This window comes from Streptomyces sp. NPDC012835, from assembly GCF_042900885.1.
Classification (GTDB): domain Bacteria; phylum Actinomycetota; class Actinomycetes; order Streptomycetales; family Streptomycetaceae; genus Streptomyces.
In genome coordinates this window covers 1289557-1308113 of record NZ_JBIBBW010000001.1, presented here as the reverse complement: position 1 = coordinate 1308113, position 18557 = coordinate 1289557, and the positions used below count along the sequence as shown (strand labels likewise).

Genomic DNA, 18557 nt, shown 5'->3' with positions numbered 1-18557 from the left:
AGCAGGGGAGGGGACGCGCGCGCCGGTCGACTGCCGGGCCGTCCGTCCCCGCCGCCCGTCCGTCCCCGCCGCCCGTCCGTCCCCGCCGCCCATCCGTATCCGCCGTCCGTCCGTCCCTGTCCGTCCGTCCCCGTCCGTACGAGAGGGAGCGTCACCAGCATGAGCAGTACCCGCACCCTGATCCGCGGCGGTCTCGTCATCACCGCCTCCGACGAGATCCACGCCGACGTCCTGATCGAGGACAGCCGCGTCGTCGCGCTCGCCGCGCACGGCTCCGGCACGGCCGAGGGCTGGACCGCCGGCCGTACGATCGACGCCACCGGGAAGTACGTCATCCCCGGCGGTGTCGACGCGCACACCCACATGGAGATGCCGTTCGGCGGGACCTTCGCCGCCGACACCTTCGAGACCGGCACCCGGGCGGCCGCCTGGGGCGGTACGACCACCATCGTGGACTTCGCCATCCAGACCCCGGGCGGATCGCTCCGCGAGGGCCTGGACGCCTGGTTCGCCAAGGCCGACGGCACGTGCGCCATCGACTACGCGTTCCACATGATCATGGCCGACGTCAACGAGACCTCCCTCAAGGAGATGGACCTCCTCGTCCAGGAAGGCGTCACCTCCTTCAAGCTGTTCATGGCCTACCCGGGCGTCTTCTACAGCGACGACGGCAAGATCCTGCGGGCCATGCAGCGCGCCTCGTCCAACGGCGGGCTGATCATGATGCACGCCGAGAACGGCATCGCGATCGACGTCCTCGTCGAACAGGCCCTGGCCGAGGGCCGCACCGACCCCCGCTACCACGGGGAGGTGCGCAAGGTCCTGCTGGAGGCCGAGGCCACCCACCGGGCGATCCAGCTCGCACGGGTCGCCGACGCGCCGCTGTACGTCGTCCACGTCTCCGCCGAGGAGGCCCTCGCGGAGCTGGCCATGGCCCGGGACAAGGGGCTGCCGGTCTTCGGCGAGACCTGTCCGCAGTATCTGTTCCTCTCCACCGACAACCTCGCCGAGCCCGACTTCGAGGGCTCCAAGTACGTGTGCTCGACCCCGCTGCGGCCCCGGGAGCACCAGGCGGCGCTCTGGCGGGGGCTGCGCACCGACGACCTCCAGGTGGTGTCCACGGACCACTGCCCGTTCTGCTTCGCCGGACAGAAAGAGATGGGCCGGGGCGACTTCTCGAAGATCCCCAACGGGCTGCCGGGGGTGGAGAACCGGATGGATCTGCTCCATCAGGCCGTGGTCGAGAAGAAGTTGAGCCGGCGCCGCTGGATCGACATCGCGTGTGCCTCGCCGGCCAGGATGTTCGGCCTCTACCCGCGCAAGGGGACCATCGCGCCCGGCGCCGACGCCGATGTGGTCATCTACGACCCGCACACCGAGCAGACCGTCTCGGCCCGGACGCACCACATGGCCGTGGACTACTCGGCCTACGAGGGCAAGCGCGTCACCGGCCGGGTGGAGACGGTGCTCTCCCGAGGCGAAGTGGTCCTGGAGAAGGGGGAGTTCAAGGGCAGGGCCGGACACGGCCAGTACACCCCCCGCTCGACCTGTCAGTACCTCACCTGAGTTAGGGAGCGTCACGCCATGGACTTCGGACTCGTTCTCCAGACCGATCCGCCCGCCTCGGCGGTGGTCGGACTGATGCGGCGCGCGGAGCGCAACGGCTTCCGGTACGGCTGGACCTTCGACTCGGCCGTGCTCTGGCAGGAGCCCTTCGTCATCTACAGCCGCGTCCTGGAACACACCACCAGCCTGGTGGTGGGCCCCATGGTCACCAACCCGTCCACCAGGACGTGGGAGGTCACCGCCTCCACCTTCGCCACCCTCAACGACATGTACGGCAACCGCACCGTGTGCGGGATCGGCCGCGGGGACTCCGCGATGCGGGTGGTGGGCCGCAGGCCCAACACCCTGGCCACACTGGGCGAGGCGATCGACACCATCCGCGACCTGGGAGAGGGCAGGGAGGCGCACGTCGACGGCCGCCCGGTACGGCTGCCCTGGGTGCGCGACGGGAAACTCCCGGTGTGGATGGCGGCGTACGGTCCCAAGGCACTGGCCCTGGCCGGACAGAAGGCCGACGGTTTCATTCTCCAGCTCGCCGACCCGTTCCTCACCGAGTGGATGGTCAAGGCGGTCCGCACGGCGGCCTCCGACGCCGGCCGCGACCCGGACTCCGTCACCATCTGCGTCGCGGCCCCGGCCTACGTGGGCGACGACCTCGCCCACGCGCGCGAACAGTGCCGGTGGTTCGGCGGGATGGTCGGCAACCACGTCGCCGACCTGGTGGCGCGCTACGGGGAGCACTCCGGGCTGGTGCCGGACGCGCTGACGGACTACATCAAGCGGCGCGAGGGGTACGACTACAGCCACCACGGCCGCACCGGCAATCCGGACGCCGGCTTCGTACCGGATGAGATCGTGGACCGGTTCTGTCTGCTCGGCCCGGCCGAGGCGCATATCGAGAAGCTGCGGGTCCTGCGCGATCTGGGGGTCGACCAGTTCGCCGTGTACGCCATGCACGACGCGCGGGAGGCCGTCATCGACGCGTACGGCGAGCGGATCATCCCGGCACTCGACGGATAGGCGCCGACCGAGAAGGCAAGCATGTCCGGGGCCGGCACGGATCCTCGGTCTCCTGAAGCCGTGGTGGACTGCCGCAGCCGATGTGCGGGGTGGAGGGGGCGTAGCTCGATCCGGACAGCCGGATGACGGGCGGGCCCGGCGGTGGGAGACGGAGGCGGGCGACGCGGCTGGAGGGTGCGGAAAGGCGGTGCCGACAAGAAACTGCCCCGGCAGCTTCGCGCCTGTCGGGGCAGCGGTCGGTCACCGGCTGTGTTCAGGCCGAGACGGCTCGCGGTGGTCCTTGGTCTCCACCAGCTTGGTCAGTCCCTCGCGGAAGTCGCCTTCGGCGGCCGACAACCTGTCGACGATGGCGTCGGCGAGTGATTCGGCGCTGTTGAGCACGTCCTTCAGGAATTTACCGATGCCCTGGGGCTTGTTTGATTTGGTCACAGTCTCTTCTCCTGTGGGGTGGATGACGCGGCGGCATGTCCGGCTTGCGGCTCTCTCTCGGAGATCAGCAGGCGATTGCGGGCGACCCGGAAGCCCTCCGCGCGGGGGCGCCGACCGGACGTGGCGAGGGCCGTGTCTCGGGGCGCCCGGGGCCGCGCCCGAGGTGCTGACGGCGGTCGAGGCCGGACGGGGGCGAGCGGCCCACTGCCTCGACGGGGCGCGGTGCGGCGGCTTCCGGTCCGAGGCGCGACCGGACGAGTGGGCGTGCCATCAGGTCCACCGCGTCCCTCGCGGCGACGGGGATCGCGGCTGCGCCGTCCGGTACGCGGTTCGGGGCCGCTGACCCACGCGGTATCGGCCCCGGGCGGCCCGAGACGCCGGCGCGTCCGGTCGTGCTGTGCCCGGTCACCCCCCGTTCCAGCAGGTGAGACGGTCTGCGGGTCCTCCGGCTGCTGCGGTGCACGTGCCTCCACCCGTACCCGTGCCGCCGTCCTCCGCTGTAGACGCAGTCGACGGGGCATTCGTCGCCACACGCTCTGTCGAGCACGTCCACACCGGGTGCGGCGATCACATACGTCATGGCGGACAGTCCTCTTCTCGTCGGCGGGCCGTGCCCATGAGGCGGGCCGGGCGGCGGGCGGCCAGGAGATGCCCGGCCTGCTGTCAGGCGGTACGCCGGGGCTGCTCGGCGGCCTCGGCGCGCAGGTTTCGGCGGAGTTCCTTGGGGAGGCTGAAGGTGATCGATTCGTCTGCTGTCCTGACCGTCTCGACGTCGCCGTATCCGCGTTCGGCGAGCCATGTCAGTACGCCGTCGACCAGGGTGTCGGGAACCGAGGCGCCGGAGGTCAGGCCGACCGTGCTCACGCCCTGGAGCCAGGTCTCGTCGAGTTCGTCGGCATGGTCGACGAGGCGGGCGCTCGGCGCGCCCGCCTGGAGGGCGACTTCGACCATGCGAACGGAGTTGGACGAGTTCGTGGAGCCGACGACGATCACCAGCTCGGCCTGTGAGGCGAGTCGCTTCACGGCGGTCTGGCGGTTCTGGGTGGCGTAGCAGATGTCGTCGCCGGGCGGCGAGAGGAGCTGCGGGAACTTCTGTTTGAGGGCGTCGACGGTCTCCATGGTCTCGTCGACCGAGAGGGTGGTCTGGGAGAGCCAGACGACCTTGGACTCGTCGCGTACGGAGATGCCCGCGATGTCGTCGGGGCCGCCGACCAGGGTGATGTGGTCGGGGGCCTCGCCGCTGGTGCCGATGACCTCTTCGTGTCCCTCGTGGCCGATCAGGAGGATGTCGTAGTCCTCCTTGGCGTAGCGGACGGCTTCCTTGTGGACCTTGGTGACGAGGGGGCAGGTCGCGTCGATCGTCGCGAGCCCGCGCTCGGCGGCCTCGGTGTGGACGTGGGGGGCGACGCCGTGCGCGGAGAACATCATGATGGAGCCCTCGGGGACCTCGGCGGTCGCATCGACGAAGATCGCGCCTTTTTTCTCCAGGGTCCGTACGACGTACTTGTTGTGGACGATCTCGTGGCGCACGTAGATGGGCGCACCGTACTGTTCGAGGGCTCTTTCGACGGCGGTCACGGCGCGGTCCACACCCGCGCAGTACCCACGGGGAGCGGCGAGAAGGACCCGGCGGGCGGGGACTGGTGGTCGCGTCATCGGGATCGGCTTCCTGTGGCAGGGCAGGCAGGGCAGGCAGGGCAGGGAGGGCAGGCAGGGCAGGGAGGGCAGGCAGGGGAGGCGGGCAGGGCCGGTTGGCGCGGGGCGACGAGGGCCCCGGACCGGGCCGTGCCCACAGTCGTCATGGTGTACGGCCCCGGCTCGTCGCCCGGTCGGTGTCGTCGGCGTCGGCCGTGTCGGTGAGCTTCAGCGCTTCTTCCAGCAGCGCCTCGACGATCCGGCTTTCGGGAACCGTGCGTACGGTCCTGCCCTGAACGAAGATCTGTCCCTTGCCGTTGCCGGAGGAGACGCCGATGTCGGCTTCGCGGGCTTCGCCGGGGCCGTTGACGACGCAGCCCATGACCGCGACCCGCAGCGGGTGGGGGAAGCCGTCGAAGGCGGCCTCCACCTGGGTGGCCAGCTTGTGGATGTCGACTTGGAGTCGTCCGCAGCCCGGGCAGGAGACGATCTCCAGTTTGCGGGGGCGCAGGCCGAGCGAGGACAGGATGTGGCAGCCGGCCTTCACCTGCTCCACCGGGCTGGTGGACAGGGAGACACGGATCGTGTCACCGATGCCTTCGTTCAACAGGATTCCGAAGGCGACGGCGGACTTGATGGAGCCCTGGAGGGCGGTGCCCGCCTCGGTGACGCCCAGGTGGAGCGGGTAGTCGCACTGCTGGGCGAGTTGCCGGTAGGCGGAGATCACCGTGAGCGGGTCGTGGTGCTTGACCGCGATCTTCAGGTCGCGGAAGCCGTGGTCCTCGAACAACGAGCATTCCCAGAGCGCGGACTCCACCAGGGCTTCCGGTGTCGCTCGGCCGTGCTTCGCGAGGAGCCGGGGATCCAGCGATCCCGCGTTGACCCCGATCCGGATCGGGACACCCGCGGCGGTGGCGGCGGCGGAGATCTCGGCGATCCTGTCGTCGAACTTCTTGATGTTGCCCGGGTTGACGCGGACGGCGGCGCAGCCGGCGTCGATGGCCTGGAAGACATAGCGCGGCTGGAAGTGGATGTCGGCGATGACCGGGATCGGGGACCGCTCCACGATGCGGGGCAGGGCGTCGGCGTCGTCCTGGGAGGGGACCGCGACGCGGATGATGTCGCAGCCCGCGGCGGTGACTTCGGCGATCTGCCGCAGAGTGGCGTCCACGTCCGCGGTCAGGGTGGTGGTCATCGTCTGCACGGTGACGCGGGCGCCGCCGCCGACCGGGACGGTGCCGACCTGGATCTGCCGGGTGGGCCGGCGCACCGGGACCGTTGCTGTGGTGGGCGGCTCTGTGGGGGTGGTCCGGCCGGGCAACGGCGGGATGGGGAGGTCGACGGTGGTCATGGGCTGTTCCCGTCAGGAGCAGGTGTGTGGGGGAGCAGGGGCTTTCCGGCGCGGGCCCGCAGAACCGCCCGGGCGACCTGGCGTGCCGTCAGACCTGCCTCGGTGAGCAGCTGTTCGCGGCTCGCGTGGCGGAGGAACGCGGTGGGCAGGCCGAGGGTGTGCAGGGGGGTGGTGATGGAGTTGTCGCGCAGCGCACCGGCGAGGAGACTCCCCGCGCCACTGGTGCGGAGGCTGTCCTCGACAGTGAGAATCAGCCGGTGTGAGGTGGCGAGTCGCAGAAGTTCGGGGGAGACCGGCAGCACCCAGCGCGGGTCGCAGACGGTGACTCCGATGCCCTGGGAGTCCAGTTCGGCTGCTGCTTCCAGGCACGGGTCGGCGAGCGGGCCGTGGGAGACGAGCAGCACATCGCGGTTCCCGGACGCGAACAGGACATCGACGGGACCCTCCCCGCGCAACGCGGGGATGTCGTCACGGGCGGTGCCTTTGGGGAACCTCAGCGCGGTGGGCCCTTCCCGGCAGGCGGTGGCTTCCTCCAGCAGTCGGCGCAGCTGGGTGGCGTCCCGTGGGACGGCCAGTCGCATACCGGGGACGGCCGCGAGGAGCGTCGGATCCCACATGCCGTGATGCGACGGTCCGTCCGGGCCGGTGATCCCCGCCCGGTCCAGCACGAACGTCACCGGCAGGCGGTGCAGCGCCACGTCCATCAGCACCTGGTCGAAGGCACGGTTGAGGAAGGTGGCGTAGACGGCGACGACAGGGTGCCACCCGCCCATGGCCAGCCCCGCGGCGGAGGTCACCGCGTGCTGCTCGGCGATCCCCACGTCGAAGTACCGCTCGGGAAACCGCTCGGCGAACGGGACGAGCCCGGTGGGACCCCCCATCGCCGCCGTGATCGCCACCACGTCCGGGCGCTCGGAGCCGAGTTCGAGCAGGGCACGGGAGAACACGCTGGTCCATGACGGACGAGGCGCGCCCCGGACCGGAACCCGGACGGGTGCGGACGGGCTGACCGCATGCATCCGGTCCGCCTCGTCCGCCTCCGCCGGTGGGTGCCCTTTCCCCTTGACGGTGAGCGCGTGCACGATGACGGGGCGGTTCAGGTCGCGTGCTCGGACCAGGGCCTTCTCCAGGGCTGGAGTGTCGTGGCCGTCGACCGGACCGAGATAGGTGAAGCCGAGATCGGTGAACAGGTTGCGGCCGCCCGCCTCGGTACCGTCGATGTCCGTGCCGTACGGCTCCGTGCCGTACGCTTCTCTGCCGCGCGTGCGCAGTGTCGCCAGATGTGCGGCCAGCGCCCCGGTGGTGAGGGCGTAGGAACGCCCGTTGTCGTTCAGGACCACGACCACCGGGCGCTCGGAGGCGGCCCCGAGGTTGTTCAGCGCCTCCCACGCCATGCCGCCGGTCAGAGCGCCGTCCCCGACCACCGCCACCACCCGTCCCGTATGTCCCGACAGGTGGCGGGACTTGGCCATGCCGTCCGCGTAGGACAGGGCGGTGGAGGCGTGCGAGTTCTCCACCCAGTCGTGGGGGGACTCGGATCGGGCGGGGTAGCCGGACAGGCCGCCCGCCTGACGCAGTGTGCCGAACGCGTCGCGGCGGCCGGTCAGCAGTTTGTGAACGTAGGACTGGTGGCCGGTGTCGAAGAGGACGGTGTCGCCGGCCTCGACATCGAAGACCCTGTGCACGGCCAGCGTCAGCTCCACCACACCCAGGTTCGGGCCCAGATGACCGCCCGACGTGATCACCCTCTCGATGAGGAGCGCACGGATCTCCACGGCCAGCTGATCCATACGTGAGGCCGGCAGTTGACGGACGTCTCCCGGAGTGGTGATCGAGTCCAGGAGCGGATGTGCCGGTTCGGCGGACGGGGGCAAGGGGGGCGCGGCGGTAGTGGACATGGGGCGTGCCTCTCACCCGGGACCGGACGGGCGAACGATGCCCCGCGGTCCCGGCAGAAGGTCGATAAACGTGTACCTGACAGAATGCGGGCACCTGCCCACGGGGTGTACAGATGACATACGACCGGCGCGCGAAGCCCGCCGCGTTCCACGGAGTGCGCCTGAGCGGAACCGGGTGCGCCACACTCCGGGCAGCCCGTTTGTCACACATGCCGCCCCGCCGTGGCGGGACCCGCGGAGTGGCTCCAGGAAGTCACACCGGTGAGTCCGCGGTACGCGGTGCCCACGGCGCCGGCCTGTCCGACGCCCGCGTTCGAGCGCCGGAGCGCACCGCTTCGTTCGCACGTCCTTCGCGACACCGTGCGCTCCACCTTCGGGGGATGGCCGCCGCTTGCAGCGGACATGCTGCACCCCGGGTGTGCGCCAGCCGCATACAGCCACGGCCGGCGCGGGATCCTTCCGCCGCGCCATGGTCCAGTGTCATGCGAGCCATTGGAGCTGCCCATGGGGAACAGTCGCCGCGCGGGGAAGATCATCAAGGTCCTCGGGCGTCTGGCGGCCGAGGAGACGGCGCGTACGGTACACCGGCTCGGCGACCGCGCGGCGCGGGACGGCGGGGACGAAGCACGCTCGCGAGCGTGTGCCGCGCGGCAGGCGCTGGAGAGCCTGGGCCCGCTGTACATCAAGGTGGGGCAGATGCTGTCGACCCGGCCGGACATGGTGTCGGCGGCCATGGTCGAGGAGTTCCGGAAGCTCCACGATCACGTGGCGCCCAGCCCGTTCGCGGAATTCGAACCGGTACTGGCCGGTGAACTGGGACCGGACTGGGCAGCCGGCTTCCGCCGTATCGACACCGAGGACCCCATCGGCACGGCATCCCTGGCGCAGGTCTACCGGGCCGAACTCGCGGACGGCACCACCGTGGCGGTGAAGATCCAGCGGCAGGGGGTGCGCGAGGTGATGGAAGCCGACATGCGGCTGCTGACCGGACTCGCGCGCTTCGCCGGACGGAGGGCGCCCCGTCTCAACGCGGTCGTCGACTTCGAAGCGATGCTCGGCGTGCTGTTCGACGCGATGCGCCCGGAGCTCGATTTCGTCCTCGAGGCGAGGAACATGAAGATCGCAGGCAAGGCGGCGTCCGGCTTCAAGCACATCGCCGTACCGGACGTCATCAGGGCCACGCCCCGGGTGCTGATCCAGACGCTGGCCCCTGGCTGTTCCATCCGGGAGGCGGATCCCGCCGCCTTCACCGTCCAGCAACGGACGGATATCGGCCGGGACTTGCTCGCGTTCATGTACCAGGGCTATTTCCTCGACGGGTGGTTCCACGCCGACCCTCATCCGGGCAACATCTTCGTCCACCCGGGCTCGCCCGCGTACCTCATCGACTGGGGCATGGTCGGACGAATAGACCGCTCCCTCGGCACCCACCTCCTGCGGGTCCTTCTCAGCGTCGCCCAGAACGACGGAACGGCGCTCGCGCAGGCGTGGATCGAGCTAGGCGACGTCACCCCGTGGGCCCAGGTCAACGCCTTCTGTGCCGACATGGTCGCCCTCGTCCCCAAGGTCGCGGCGGCGTCCTTGGAGGACCTCGACTTCGGCCTCACCCTGACATCGATCCTCGAACAGTCGACGAAACGAGGCATCAAGACCAACACCATGATCGCCGTCCTCGGCAAATCCTTCGCCAACATCGAGGGATCCATCCGCTGTCTGAGCCCCGAACTCTCCCTCCTCGACGTGTTCGAGACGGAGCTGGTCCCCATCGTTCAGGGACATGTCAAAAAGTTCGCGTCCGGCGCGCAAGCCGTCCACGCCCTCCTCGAAGGCATCGACGACACCACCCGGACACCCCAGCAACTCCGTGGGATCATCCGCGACCTCGCCGAGCACAAACTGACGGTGAACGTCGCCCACTCCCAGGGCGCGCCCGCGACACGGAATGCGCTGGAAGGCGTCTCTCACCGGATTCGCGACGCGGCACTGCTCACCATGGTGGTCCTGTGGTGGCGTCGGTCCCGCACCGCGCGGTGACGGTCGCCGCGCAGCCGGCTGGTCGTGTCGGCCAGGGTGTCGGATTCGTCGGCGGCCGTCAGTGGCTGGTCTCCCGTCTGCGGGGCCGGGTGGGCGGTGGCGATCAGCAGGCCCGGCTGGCCGCTGCGGTCGCCATGGTTCTCAGGACGGTGGCGGCCGCGGGGCGCAGGGGCGCGCGGTCGAGTGCGGCCAGCGCCTGCTCGTGGCGTTCGTTGATCAGGTTCTCGACGCTGGCTTGCGCCCCGGTGTCGGTGAGGACCTGGCGCATCCGCGTGGCCTCCGCGGCGGTCAGGGCCTGATTACCGAGGCCGGCGCGCAGGACGCGTGCCTGTGCCGGAGTGGCGCGCTGGAGGGCGATGGCGGCCAGCACGGTGTGTTTGCCCTCGCGGAAGTCGTCCAGGACGGACTTTCCGGTGCGCTCGGGGGTTCCGTACACGCCCAGTAGATCGTCGCGCAGCTGGAACGCCTCGCCCAGCGGAAGGGCGTACGCCGACAGTGCCGCGAGCACGTTCCTGTCGGCCCCGGCGAGACGAGCTCCCAGCTGCAGGGGGCGCTCACAGGTGTACTTGGCGGTCTTGTAGCGGATGACACGGCGCGCGGCAGCGGTGTCGGGGAGGGCGGTGGAGACCGGTCCGGCGCTGACGAGGTCGAGGTACTGGCCGACGAGGGTCTCGGTACGCAGGGCGTTCAGCAGAGGCCAGACCCGGCTGAGGTGCTCGGCGGTGGGGCCGAGGCCGGTGGCGTGAAGGAGTTCGTAGGACCAGCCCAGCGCGAGGTCGCCCAGGAGGATCGCGGCGTGGACGCCGAGGGTCTCGGCGTCGCCCCGGTCGCGGTGGCGAGCGGCGAGGAGACGGTGGGCCGTGGGCTTTCCGCGCCGTGTCTCCGAGGCGTCCATGATGTCGTCGTGGATCAGAGCGAAGAGGTGGAAGAGTTCCAGCGAGGCGGCCACCCGCCAGACCGCCTGCGGGGGTGGCCGGTCGCTCACCGTCAGCCAGCCGACGACACACAGCACGGGCCGGATCCGCTTGCCTCCGGCCGCGATCATGTCCCGTAACAGATTGGCGAACAGAGCCAGTTCGGCCAGATCGTCGTTCGCGTCGCGGATCTGCGCGTCGAGGAACTCGTACAGCAGCGCCTCGACGGCCGCGGGCACATGTTCAGGTTCCAGAGGTGAAAGTGGCGTGGGCATGACAATCATATGATGCCTCCTGGGGCAAGGAGCCTGGGGCAAGGAGTCGGCCGGTCGGCCGACGAGGCCGAGGGGCCCGGCGAGTCGTCAGGAATCCAGCGGCGCACGGGCTCGGAGTGCACTGGGTTCGCGGTGCTCCCCGGCCGTCGCGCTCCGGGCTCGGCCCGGGCATGGCCTCGACCGTGAGGTGTACGGGCCGGGGCCGGGCGGCACGAGACCCGGGCTCCCTCGCCGGTGACGGAGGATCCCATGGCCCATCGTCCGCCGTCTCCGCCGCTCCTTGTAGAGCGCGAACCTCCGGCGCTCGACGTGCGAACGTCCTCGGAATCACGCCCCTCACTCCCACGGGAGGGAGGACGCGGCTCCGGAGGCGGACCGCTGCCGATCACATGAATGCCCGTTAGGCGTTTCGGGCGGGGTGGCGAACCGTCGCGGCGCTCCACCTGCCGGCCGGCGTATGGTGCGGGCTCCCGGCCTCCCCCCGGGGTTGCCCGCGTGCACTGCTCTCCGGGCCCTGTGGCACCCCCGGCCACAGGGCGTGCGGAAGCGCGACAGCGCCGCGCGTCGAGGGGCGGGTGCGGGGGCGCGAGCCGCCCATAGGCGTACGAACCGACCTACGCGCCCGGGGCGTACATCATGGACCGATATTCACGTCAGCCATGGTCCTGTGCTCCCTTCCCGCAGCTTGTGGCCGAGGTGATCCTGGTTGCACGACTCGACCGGAGTCGGCCCGGGTGACTGACGGATCGGTGCCATGGGCAAGGCCGGTCGCCGCGCGTCGGCGCCGGCGGACCCGACCGGCCCGCCCCCTTCTTCGAGGGGAACACCGTACGACCGCCCTCATCCGCCCCGGCGTGCCCGCCGCCCTCGGCACGTCACACCACGAGGAAGCATGTCATGAACACGACTATGGACCCGACCGCCGCACAACTGCTCCAACTGCCGCCGCTGTACTGCCCCATCGACGCGGCCGTTCACCCCGAGCTCGACAGCATCGACCACGATGCCCGGAACTGGCTCGACCGCTACCGCCTCTACACCAGCGACATCGACCGGGCCTGGGTCATCGCACGCAACTACGGGGAGGCGATGGCCCGCATCTACCCCGTAGGCATCACCGACCGGGTCGTGCTCACCGCCCGATGGCTGCACTGGATCTTCTATGTCGACGACGTCCGCATGGAAACCGCCCTCACTCCCGACAAGCTCGCTACGGCCATGGGCCTCACCAGCCACCTGCTCCGCGTCATGGAGTCCCCGGCCACCGAACCGGCCGCAGACGAGACCGGCCCCATCGCCGCGCTCCAGTCACTCATGGCCTCCGTGCAGGACGTCGCCACCCCGACCCAGCTCTACCGGCTCGTCGAGGCCCACCGCAAATGGTTCCACGCCATCCTGTGGGGGATGGCCGCCCCCACTCCCGCCGGCCTGGACGAGTTCCTGCACCTGCGCATGTTGAACGCGGGCGGCGCCGCCAGCCTGTGCTGGTCGGAGATCACCGCCGGGGAGGAGATCCCCGGCGCCGAATTCCACTCGCCCGCCATGCGCGCACTCCAGGAATCCTCCTTCCTGATGATGGCCCTCGACAACGACCTGCTCTCCTACAACCGCGAGCTGCTCATCGACAAAACCGACGTCAACATCGTGATGCTGCTCGCCCGGCTGAACGACTGCCCGGCCGAGCAGGCCGTCCAGCAGGCTGTGGCCCTGCGGGACCGCCTGACGACACTGTTCCTGAGACTGCGCGAGCAGGAACAGCCCAAGCTGAGCGCGCCCGGAAGGGCCTACGTCGCGGACCTCGCCTACGCGATCCGCTCCAACCTCGACTGGGGCGCGCACTCCGCCCGCTACACCGCTGTGACCTCGCGAACCCAGCTCCCCCCGCCCCATCCCGCCCCCATCCCGCTGACACTCACCGACCACCCCAGCGACGCCAGCACCGAACCCCTGCCCTGCCCCTCGATCGCCTGGTGGTGGCAGCAGCTGCGCACGTGACCCCGGGAGACCTGTGTCCCGCATACGGCGCACCTCGGGTCGCCGACGCCATGGTCCACGCCGGGCTGTGCCGATGCCGCCATCGCACGGCTCCGACGACGGACGCGTACGGCGTGCGGATCATCCCGGAGCTCGGCGGCAGATGATTCTCCCGGCAGGGCGTTGCGCGGCTTTACGGGCCTGTCTCCTGATTTAGTGTGACGTTTCTACGTGGAATCAGGTGGACTCCGGCTCGGGCTGGACGCCGGTCCGGGAGGTCCGTGTTGGGCTCGGTCACCGTCCTTCTCGTACTCGTGGTCATCACCGCGCTGGCCTTCGACTTCACCAACGGGTTCCACGACACGGCCAACGCGATGGCGACGTCCATCGCCACGGGCGCGCTGTCGCCACGGCTGGCGGTGGCCATCGCCGGTGTGCTGAATCTGACCGGCGCCTTCCTCTCCGTACGTGTGGCGGAGACGATCTCCAGCGGCATCGTGGACGACGACCTGATCTCGCTTTCCATGATCTTCGCGGGTCTCACCGGGGCGATCGTGTGGAATGTGGCCACGTGGTTCCTGGGGCTGCCGTCGAGTTCCACGCACGCGCTCCTGGGCGGGCTGATCGGGGCGGTCTGGGCGGGCGCCGGCGGGTCGGCCCTGCGGACCGGCGAGATCATCGGGAAGGTCGTGGTGCCCGCGGTCGTCTCACCCGTCATGGCCTGCGTCGTGGCTCTGACGGCGATCCGCGTCGCCCACCTCCTGACCCGGGGAGTGGGCGGAGGCGGCCTCGTACGGGGGTTTCGCGCGGGTCAGATCGGGTCGGCGTCCCTGGTGGCCCTCGCCCACGGCACCAACGACGCGCAGAAGACCATGGGGGTCATCACGCTGGCGCTCGTCTCCGCCGGAGTCCTCGGCCAGGGGGCGGGGCCGCCCCTGTGGGTGGTGCTCTGCGCGGGAGTCGCGATCTCTCTGGGCACCTGCGCGGGCGGCTGGCGGATCATCCGGACCGTGGGCCGCAGGCTGACCGATATCGAATCCCCGCAGGGTTTCGCCGCCGAGGCGAGTTCGGCGTCGGTGATCCTCGTCTCGTCGCACCTGGGATTCCCGCTGTCCACCACACAGGTCTGCACCGGCAGCGTCCTCGGCGCGGGGCTCGGGCGCGGGCGGGCACGGGTGCGGTGGAACATCGCCGGACGGATCGCTCTGTCGTGGGCCCTGACCCTGCCCGCCGCTGGGGCCCTGGGAGGGGCCTCGGCGTGGACCGCCGACCGGGGGAACTGGGGCGTGGGCCTGGTGGTGGTCGTCGTTCTGGCCACCACCACCTGCCTGCGGATTCTGGCCCGCCGCCGTCCCGTCACCCCGGACAACGTCAACGAGCCACCTCCCCGGCTCGACGGCCCCGGTGAGAAGAAGATCGCGTAGAGCGTCCCGCCCGGCCCGCGGGCGGACGGCGCCGCTCTCGCGGTCACGCCCTACGGCACCCGCGCCGTCCACCCCTCCGTGGCGAACTTCGTCGCGACCAGTTCCTCGGCGCGCGCCAGCTCCGCGTCGGTGACCTTGCCCGTGGTGAGACCGTACCGGCCCCGGAAGGAGTCGATCATCCGCTCGATGACGGTCTCGCGCGGCAGCCCGGTCTGCCGCCGCAGCGGGTCGACCCGCTTCTTCGCGCTGCGGGTCCCCTTGTCGGAGAGCTTCTCCCCGCCGATGCGCAGTACGTCGACCATCTTGTCCGCGTCGATGTCGTACGCCATGGTCACGTGGTGCAGCACCGCGCCCCGCCCGTCCACGACGCGCTTCTGGGCGGCGCCGGCGATCTTGCCCTGCTCGGTCGCGATGTCGTTGAGCGGCTGGTACCAGGCGGCGATGCCCATGTCGCCGAGCGCGGACAGCACCCAGTCGTCCAGATAGGCGTAACTGTCCGCGAAGGAGAGCCCGGAGACGAGGGACTGCGGTACGGAGAGGGAGTACGTGATGGTGTTGCCGGGTTCGACGAACATGGCGCCGCCCCCGGAGACCCGGCGCACCACCGTCACCCCGTGCCGGTCGGCGCCCGCCGGGTCGACCTCGTTGCGCAGCGACTGGAAGCTGCCGATGATCACGGCGGGCGAGTCCCACTCCCAGACCCGCAGCGTCGGCGGGCGGGCCCCGGTGGCGACCTCGGCCGTGATGACCTCGTCCAGCGCCATGTGGAGAGCGGGGGACTGCGGCTCCTCGTGGATCAGCTGCCAGTCGTAGTCGCTCCACTCGGTGGCCCCCGCGAGCGCCCGCCGTACGGCGACGGCCACGCCCTCGGCGCTCAGCCCGTACATCACGGTCCCCTCGGGCAGCGCCGCCTCGATCCGCGCGGTGAGTCCGGCGGCGTCCGTGCCGGCGGGGGCACCCTCCAGGGCCCGGTCGATCGCCCCGATCGCCTCGTCGGGCTCCAGGAAGAAGTCCCCGGCGACCCGCACCCCGCGCAGCGCGCCGTCCGCCACGTCCAGGTCGACCACGACGAGCTTGCCGCCGGGGACCTTGTACTCACCGTGCACGCTCATGCCTCCAGCTCCGCCCGGACCCCGAACGGGCCGGTTCCGATCGGACACAACGCCCGAATCCGGGCCATCATTCCGTACGGCCCGCTCCGACCGGTCCCGGCCCGACGCCGGCCGCCGGGGCTTGAGTAGTCTGCGGCACCGGACCATCCGTTCCCACGGTGAGGTGACACAGGTGCGGTTCACGACTCGGCCGACTCTCCAGGGCACGTTCGGGATGGTGTCGTCCACCCACTGGCTGGCCTCGCAGTCCGCCATGGCCGTGCTGGAGGACGGGGGCAACGCCTACGACGCCGCCGTGGCCGCCGGGTTCGTGCTGCATGTGGTCGAGCCGCATCTGTGCGGACCCGCGGGGGAGGTGCCGATCATCGTGGGGCCCGCCCGGGGAGAGGTACGGGTGCTCTGCGGGCAGGGGACCGCGCCGGCGGGGGCGACCATCGAGCACTACCGTTCCCTCGGCCTGGAACTCGTTCCCGGCACCGGGCCGCTGGCCGCCGCCGTGCCCGGGGCGTTCGACGCCTGGATGGTGCTCCTGCGCGACCACGGCACGAAGCCGCTCGCACGGGTGCTGCGCTACGCCGTCGGCTACGCGCTCGACGGGCACCCGCCCGTCGAGCGGATCGGCGAGACCGTCGAGACGGTGCGGGAGCTGTTCGAGACGGAGTGGACCTCCTCCGCCGAGGTGTATCTGCCCGGCGGCCGGGCGCCCGCCCCCGGGACGCCGCTGCGCAACCCCGCCCTCGCCGCGACCTGGCGCCGGCTGATCGCCGAGGCCGAACAGCGCGGCGGCGGCGACCGGGTGCGCCAGATCGAGGCCGCCAGGGCGGTCTGGCGCGAGGGCTTCATCGCCGAGGCGCTGCTCGCCCAGTCCGCCCGTCCGACCATGGACACCAGCGGCTCCCGGCACCCGGGCACCCTGACCGCCGCCGATCTGGCCGGCTGGTCAGCGACGTACGAGGCGCCCGTCACCTACGACTGGGACGGCTGGACGGTGTGCAAGGCGGGCGGCTGGAGCCAGGGCCCCGTCCTCCTCCAGCAACTGGCGCTCCTGCCGCCGCACGCCGCCGACCTGCCGCCGTACGGCTCCGGCGAGTACGTCCACCGGCTCATAGAGGGCTGCAAGCTCGCCATGGCCGACCGGGAGGCGTGGTACGGGGACGCCGCCGCCGACGTCCCCCTCGGCACGCTGCTCTCCGAGCCGTACAACACCGAACGGCGTGCCCTCATCGGCGAGCGGGCCTCGTACGCCCTGCGGCCGGGCAGCCCCGACGGGCGGCTGCCCGTGCTCAGCGCGCACGCCGACGCCGTCGCCTCGGGCCGGATCGCCTTCGACCCCTCGGCGGCCCCCGGCGCGGGCGAGCCGACCGTGGCGGGGGACGGGGGCACCCGGGGCGACACCTGCCACGTCGACATCGTCGACCGGTGGGGCAACATGGTCTCCGCCACACCCAGCGGCGGCTGGCTCCAGTCCAATCCCGTCGTGCCCGAACTGGGCTTTCCGCTCGGCACCCGGCTCCAGATGGCGTGGCTGGACCCGGGCCTGCCGAACTCCCTGACACCGGGCCGCCGGCCCCGTACCACCCTCACCCCCTCCCTCGCCCTGCGCGACGGGGTGCCGGTGCTGGCGTTCGGCACGCCGGGCGGTGACCAGCAGGACCAGTGGCAGACGCACTTCTTCCTGGCGCTCGCCCTGCGGCCCCCGGTACGCGGCGGGCTCGACCTCCAGGGCGCCGTCGACGCGCCCAACTGGCACAACGACAGCTTCCCCGGCTCCTTCCACCCGCGCGGCATGCGTCCGGGCGGGGTGACCGTCGAGGCGGGCACCGACCCGGACGTCGTCGCGGAGCTGCGCCGGCGCGGCCACGACGTCACCATCGGCCCCGCCTGGTCGGAGGGCAGGCTGTGCGCGGTCGCCAGGGACCCGGCCGGCGGCATCCTCTCCGCCGCCGCGAACCCGCGCGGAATGCAGGGTTACGCCGTCGGACGCTGACCGGCCACCCGGTGCGCCCCACGGCCGGTCACGGCGGCGTGGTTGGCTGGGTACATGATCGATGACTCGGTGTTCGGAACGGTTCCCCTGCGAGACACGGCCCACGGCCCCGGCGTGGCGGCCGTCGAGGAAGCGGTGCGCGCCGCCGCCGCGGCGGAGATCATGCCGCGCTTCCGGCGGCTGGCCGCGCACGAGATCCTGGAGAAGGAAGGCCCGCACGATCTGGTGACCGTCGCTGACCGGCGCGCCGAGGAACACCTCACCGCCGCCCTCACCGCGCTGCTGCCCGGCTCGGCGGTGGTCGGCGAGGAGGCCGTCCACGCCGACCCGGCGGCCTACGAGGCGCTGCGCGGCGACGCACCCGTGTGGATCGTGGACCCGGTCGACGGCACCAGCCACTTCGTGCGGGGCGAGCCCGGCTTCTGCACGCTCGTCGCGCTGGCCCAGCGGGGCGAGCTGCTGGCCTCCTGGACCTACGCGGCGGCGCTGGACGAGATGGCGATCGCGGTACGGGGCCGGGGCGCCGTCCTCAACGGCGCCCCGCTGCGCTCGGGCGCCGCCGACCCCGGCGCGGTGCTGAAGGTCGCGCACTCCCACCCGGACTACACGTCAAAGACGCAGAAGCGCGCCCTGCTCGGGCTGCGCTGCGCGGACATCGAGGCCCGTCCCTGCGGCGCGGCCGGGCTGGAGTACCTGTCCGTGGCGCGCGGCACGCTCGACGCGGTGGCCTTCAACTGGGAGCTGGCCTGGGACCACGCCGCCGGGCTGCTGCTGGTGACGGAGGCGGGCGGCGCGCAGACGACGCTGGCCGGCGAGCCGTACCGCATCACCGGCGGCAACGTGCTCCCGTTCACGGCGGCGCGGGACGCGGGGACCGCGCGGCGGGTACGGGACCGGCTGCGCGCCGGGACGCACGGCACGGGATGAGCGGCCGGAGC

The 18557-nt window shown here is 71.3% G+C and carries 13 protein-coding genes and 1 pseudogene; 7 read left to right on the top strand and 7 right to left on the bottom strand.

Going from position 1 to position 18557, the window contains the following annotated elements; translation table 11 throughout:
- Positions 1–159 precede the first annotated feature (159 nt).
- Together hydA and ACFY6S_RS05335 are read left to right on the top strand one after the other, a co-directional pair.
- Positions 160–1566 (top strand): dihydropyrimidinase, encoded by a 1407-nt coding sequence (gene hydA, locus ACFY6S_RS05340; protein ID WP_388823070.1) that lies wholly within the window; start codon positions 160–162, stop codon positions 1564–1566.
- An 18-nt stretch (positions 1567–1584) separates the two neighbouring features.
- Entirely contained in the window at positions 1585–2586 is a 1002-nt protein-coding gene (locus ACFY6S_RS05335) for a TIGR03842 family LLM class F420-dependent oxidoreductase (protein ID WP_388823068.1), read from the top strand.
- Positions 2587–2826: 240 nt separating this feature from the next.
- Here the strand turns inward: ACFY6S_RS05335 and ACFY6S_RS05330 are convergent, their stop codons facing one another.
- From ACFY6S_RS05330 to ACFY6S_RS05310, 5 genes and pseudogenes are all read right to left on the bottom strand, one after another.
- Entirely contained in the window at positions 2827–3015 is a 189-nt protein-coding gene (locus ACFY6S_RS05330) for a hypothetical protein (RefSeq protein ID WP_388823066.1), read from the bottom strand.
- Between the two features lie 487 nt (positions 3016–3502).
- Positions 3503–3595: pseudogene (locus ACFY6S_RS05325) on the bottom strand (ferredoxin); the annotation flags it as partial.
- An 83-nt stretch (positions 3596–3678) separates the two neighbouring features.
- Complete coding sequence (locus ACFY6S_RS05320; protein ID WP_388823064.1) at positions 3679–4671, bottom strand: 4-hydroxy-3-methylbut-2-enyl diphosphate reductase; 993 nt, start codon at positions 4669–4671, stop codon at positions 3679–3681.
- A 142-nt stretch (positions 4672–4813) separates the two neighbouring features.
- The gene (gene ispG, locus ACFY6S_RS05315; RefSeq protein WP_388823062.1) at positions 4814–6001 is read right to left on the bottom strand and encodes a flavodoxin-dependent (E)-4-hydroxy-3-methylbut-2-enyl-diphosphate synthase; all 1188 of its coding nucleotides are present in this window, start codon (positions 5999–6001) and stop codon (positions 4814–4816) included.
- A complete protein-coding gene (locus ACFY6S_RS05310) occupies positions 5998–7899 on the bottom strand; it encodes a 1-deoxy-D-xylulose-5-phosphate synthase (RefSeq protein WP_388823061.1) in 1902 nt (633 codons plus the stop codon). The genes ispG and ACFY6S_RS05310 overlap by 4 nt, the downstream gene beginning before the upstream one ends.
- 504 nt (positions 7900–8403) lie before the next feature.
- Here ACFY6S_RS05310 and ACFY6S_RS05305 point away from each other — a divergent pair.
- Entirely contained in the window at positions 8404–9933 is a 1530-nt protein-coding gene (locus tag ACFY6S_RS05305) for an ABC1 kinase family protein (RefSeq protein WP_388823059.1), read from the top strand.
- A 103-nt stretch (positions 9934–10036) separates the two neighbouring features.
- Here ACFY6S_RS05305 and ACFY6S_RS05300 read toward each other — a convergent pair whose 3' ends face one another.
- Entirely contained in the window at positions 10037–11086 is a 1050-nt protein-coding gene (locus ACFY6S_RS05300; protein WP_388823057.1) for a polyprenyl synthetase family protein, read from the bottom strand.
- A 933-nt stretch (positions 11087–12019) separates the two neighbouring features.
- Here ACFY6S_RS05300 and ACFY6S_RS05295 point away from each other — a divergent pair.
- A complete protein-coding gene (locus ACFY6S_RS05295; protein WP_388823055.1) occupies positions 12020–13117 on the top strand; it encodes a hypothetical protein in 1098 nt (365 codons plus the stop codon).
- A gap of 263 nt (positions 13118–13380) precedes the next feature.
- Positions 13381–14520, top strand: a complete 1140-nt coding sequence (locus tag ACFY6S_RS05290) for an anion permease (RefSeq protein WP_388823858.1) — start codon at positions 13381–13383, stop codon at positions 14518–14520.
- Positions 14521–14570: 50 nt separating this feature from the next.
- Here ACFY6S_RS05290 and ACFY6S_RS05285 read toward each other — a convergent pair whose 3' ends face one another.
- Complete coding sequence (locus ACFY6S_RS05285) at positions 14571–15626, bottom strand: biotin/lipoate A/B protein ligase family protein (protein ID WP_388823856.1); 1056 nt, start codon at positions 15624–15626, stop codon at positions 14571–14573.
- 220 nt (positions 15627–15846) lie between these two features.
- Between ACFY6S_RS05285 and ACFY6S_RS05280 the strand changes: the two genes are divergently transcribed.
- Both ACFY6S_RS05280 and ACFY6S_RS05275 read left to right on the top strand, forming a co-directional pair.
- A complete protein-coding gene (locus ACFY6S_RS05280; protein WP_388823854.1) occupies positions 15847–17619 on the top strand; it encodes a gamma-glutamyltransferase family protein in 1773 nt (590 codons plus the stop codon).
- A 54-nt stretch (positions 17620–17673) separates the two neighbouring features.
- A complete protein-coding gene (locus ACFY6S_RS05275; RefSeq protein ID WP_388823053.1) occupies positions 17674–18546 on the top strand; it encodes an inositol monophosphatase family protein in 873 nt (290 codons plus the stop codon).
- Positions 18547–18557: the final 11 nt, after the last annotated feature.

Bases quoted from the DNA above. Each gene is read 5' to 3' on its own strand.
- ACFY6S_RS05310 (WP_388823061.1), bottom strand. From the start codon at position 7,899: ATGTCCACTACCGCCGCGCCCCCCTTGCCCCCGTCCGCCGAACCGGCA.
- ACFY6S_RS05320 (WP_388823064.1), bottom strand. From the start codon at position 4,671: ATGACGCGACCACCAGTCCCCGCCCGCCGGGTCCTTCTCGCCGCTCCC.
- ACFY6S_RS05280 (WP_388823854.1), top strand. From the start codon at position 15,847: ATGGTGTCGTCCACCCACTGGCTGGCCTCGCAGTCCGCCATGGCCGTG.
- ACFY6S_RS05305 (WP_388823059.1), top strand. From the start codon at position 8,404: ATGGGGAACAGTCGCCGCGCGGGGAAGATCATCAAGGTCCTCGGGCGT.
- ACFY6S_RS05335 (WP_388823068.1), top strand. From the start codon at position 1,585: ATGGACTTCGGACTCGTTCTCCAGACCGATCCGCCCGCCTCGGCGGTG.
- ACFY6S_RS05275 (WP_388823053.1), top strand. From the start codon at position 17,674: ATGATCGATGACTCGGTGTTCGGAACGGTTCCCCTGCGAGACACGGCC.
- ispG (WP_388823062.1), bottom strand. From the start codon at position 6,001: ATGACCACCGTCGACCTCCCCATCCCGCCGTTGCCCGGCCGGACCACC.
- hydA (WP_388823070.1), top strand. From the start codon at position 160: ATGAGCAGTACCCGCACCCTGATCCGCGGCGGTCTCGTCATCACCGCC.
- ACFY6S_RS05295 (WP_388823055.1), top strand. From the start codon at position 12,020: ATGAACACGACTATGGACCCGACCGCCGCACAACTGCTCCAACTGCCG.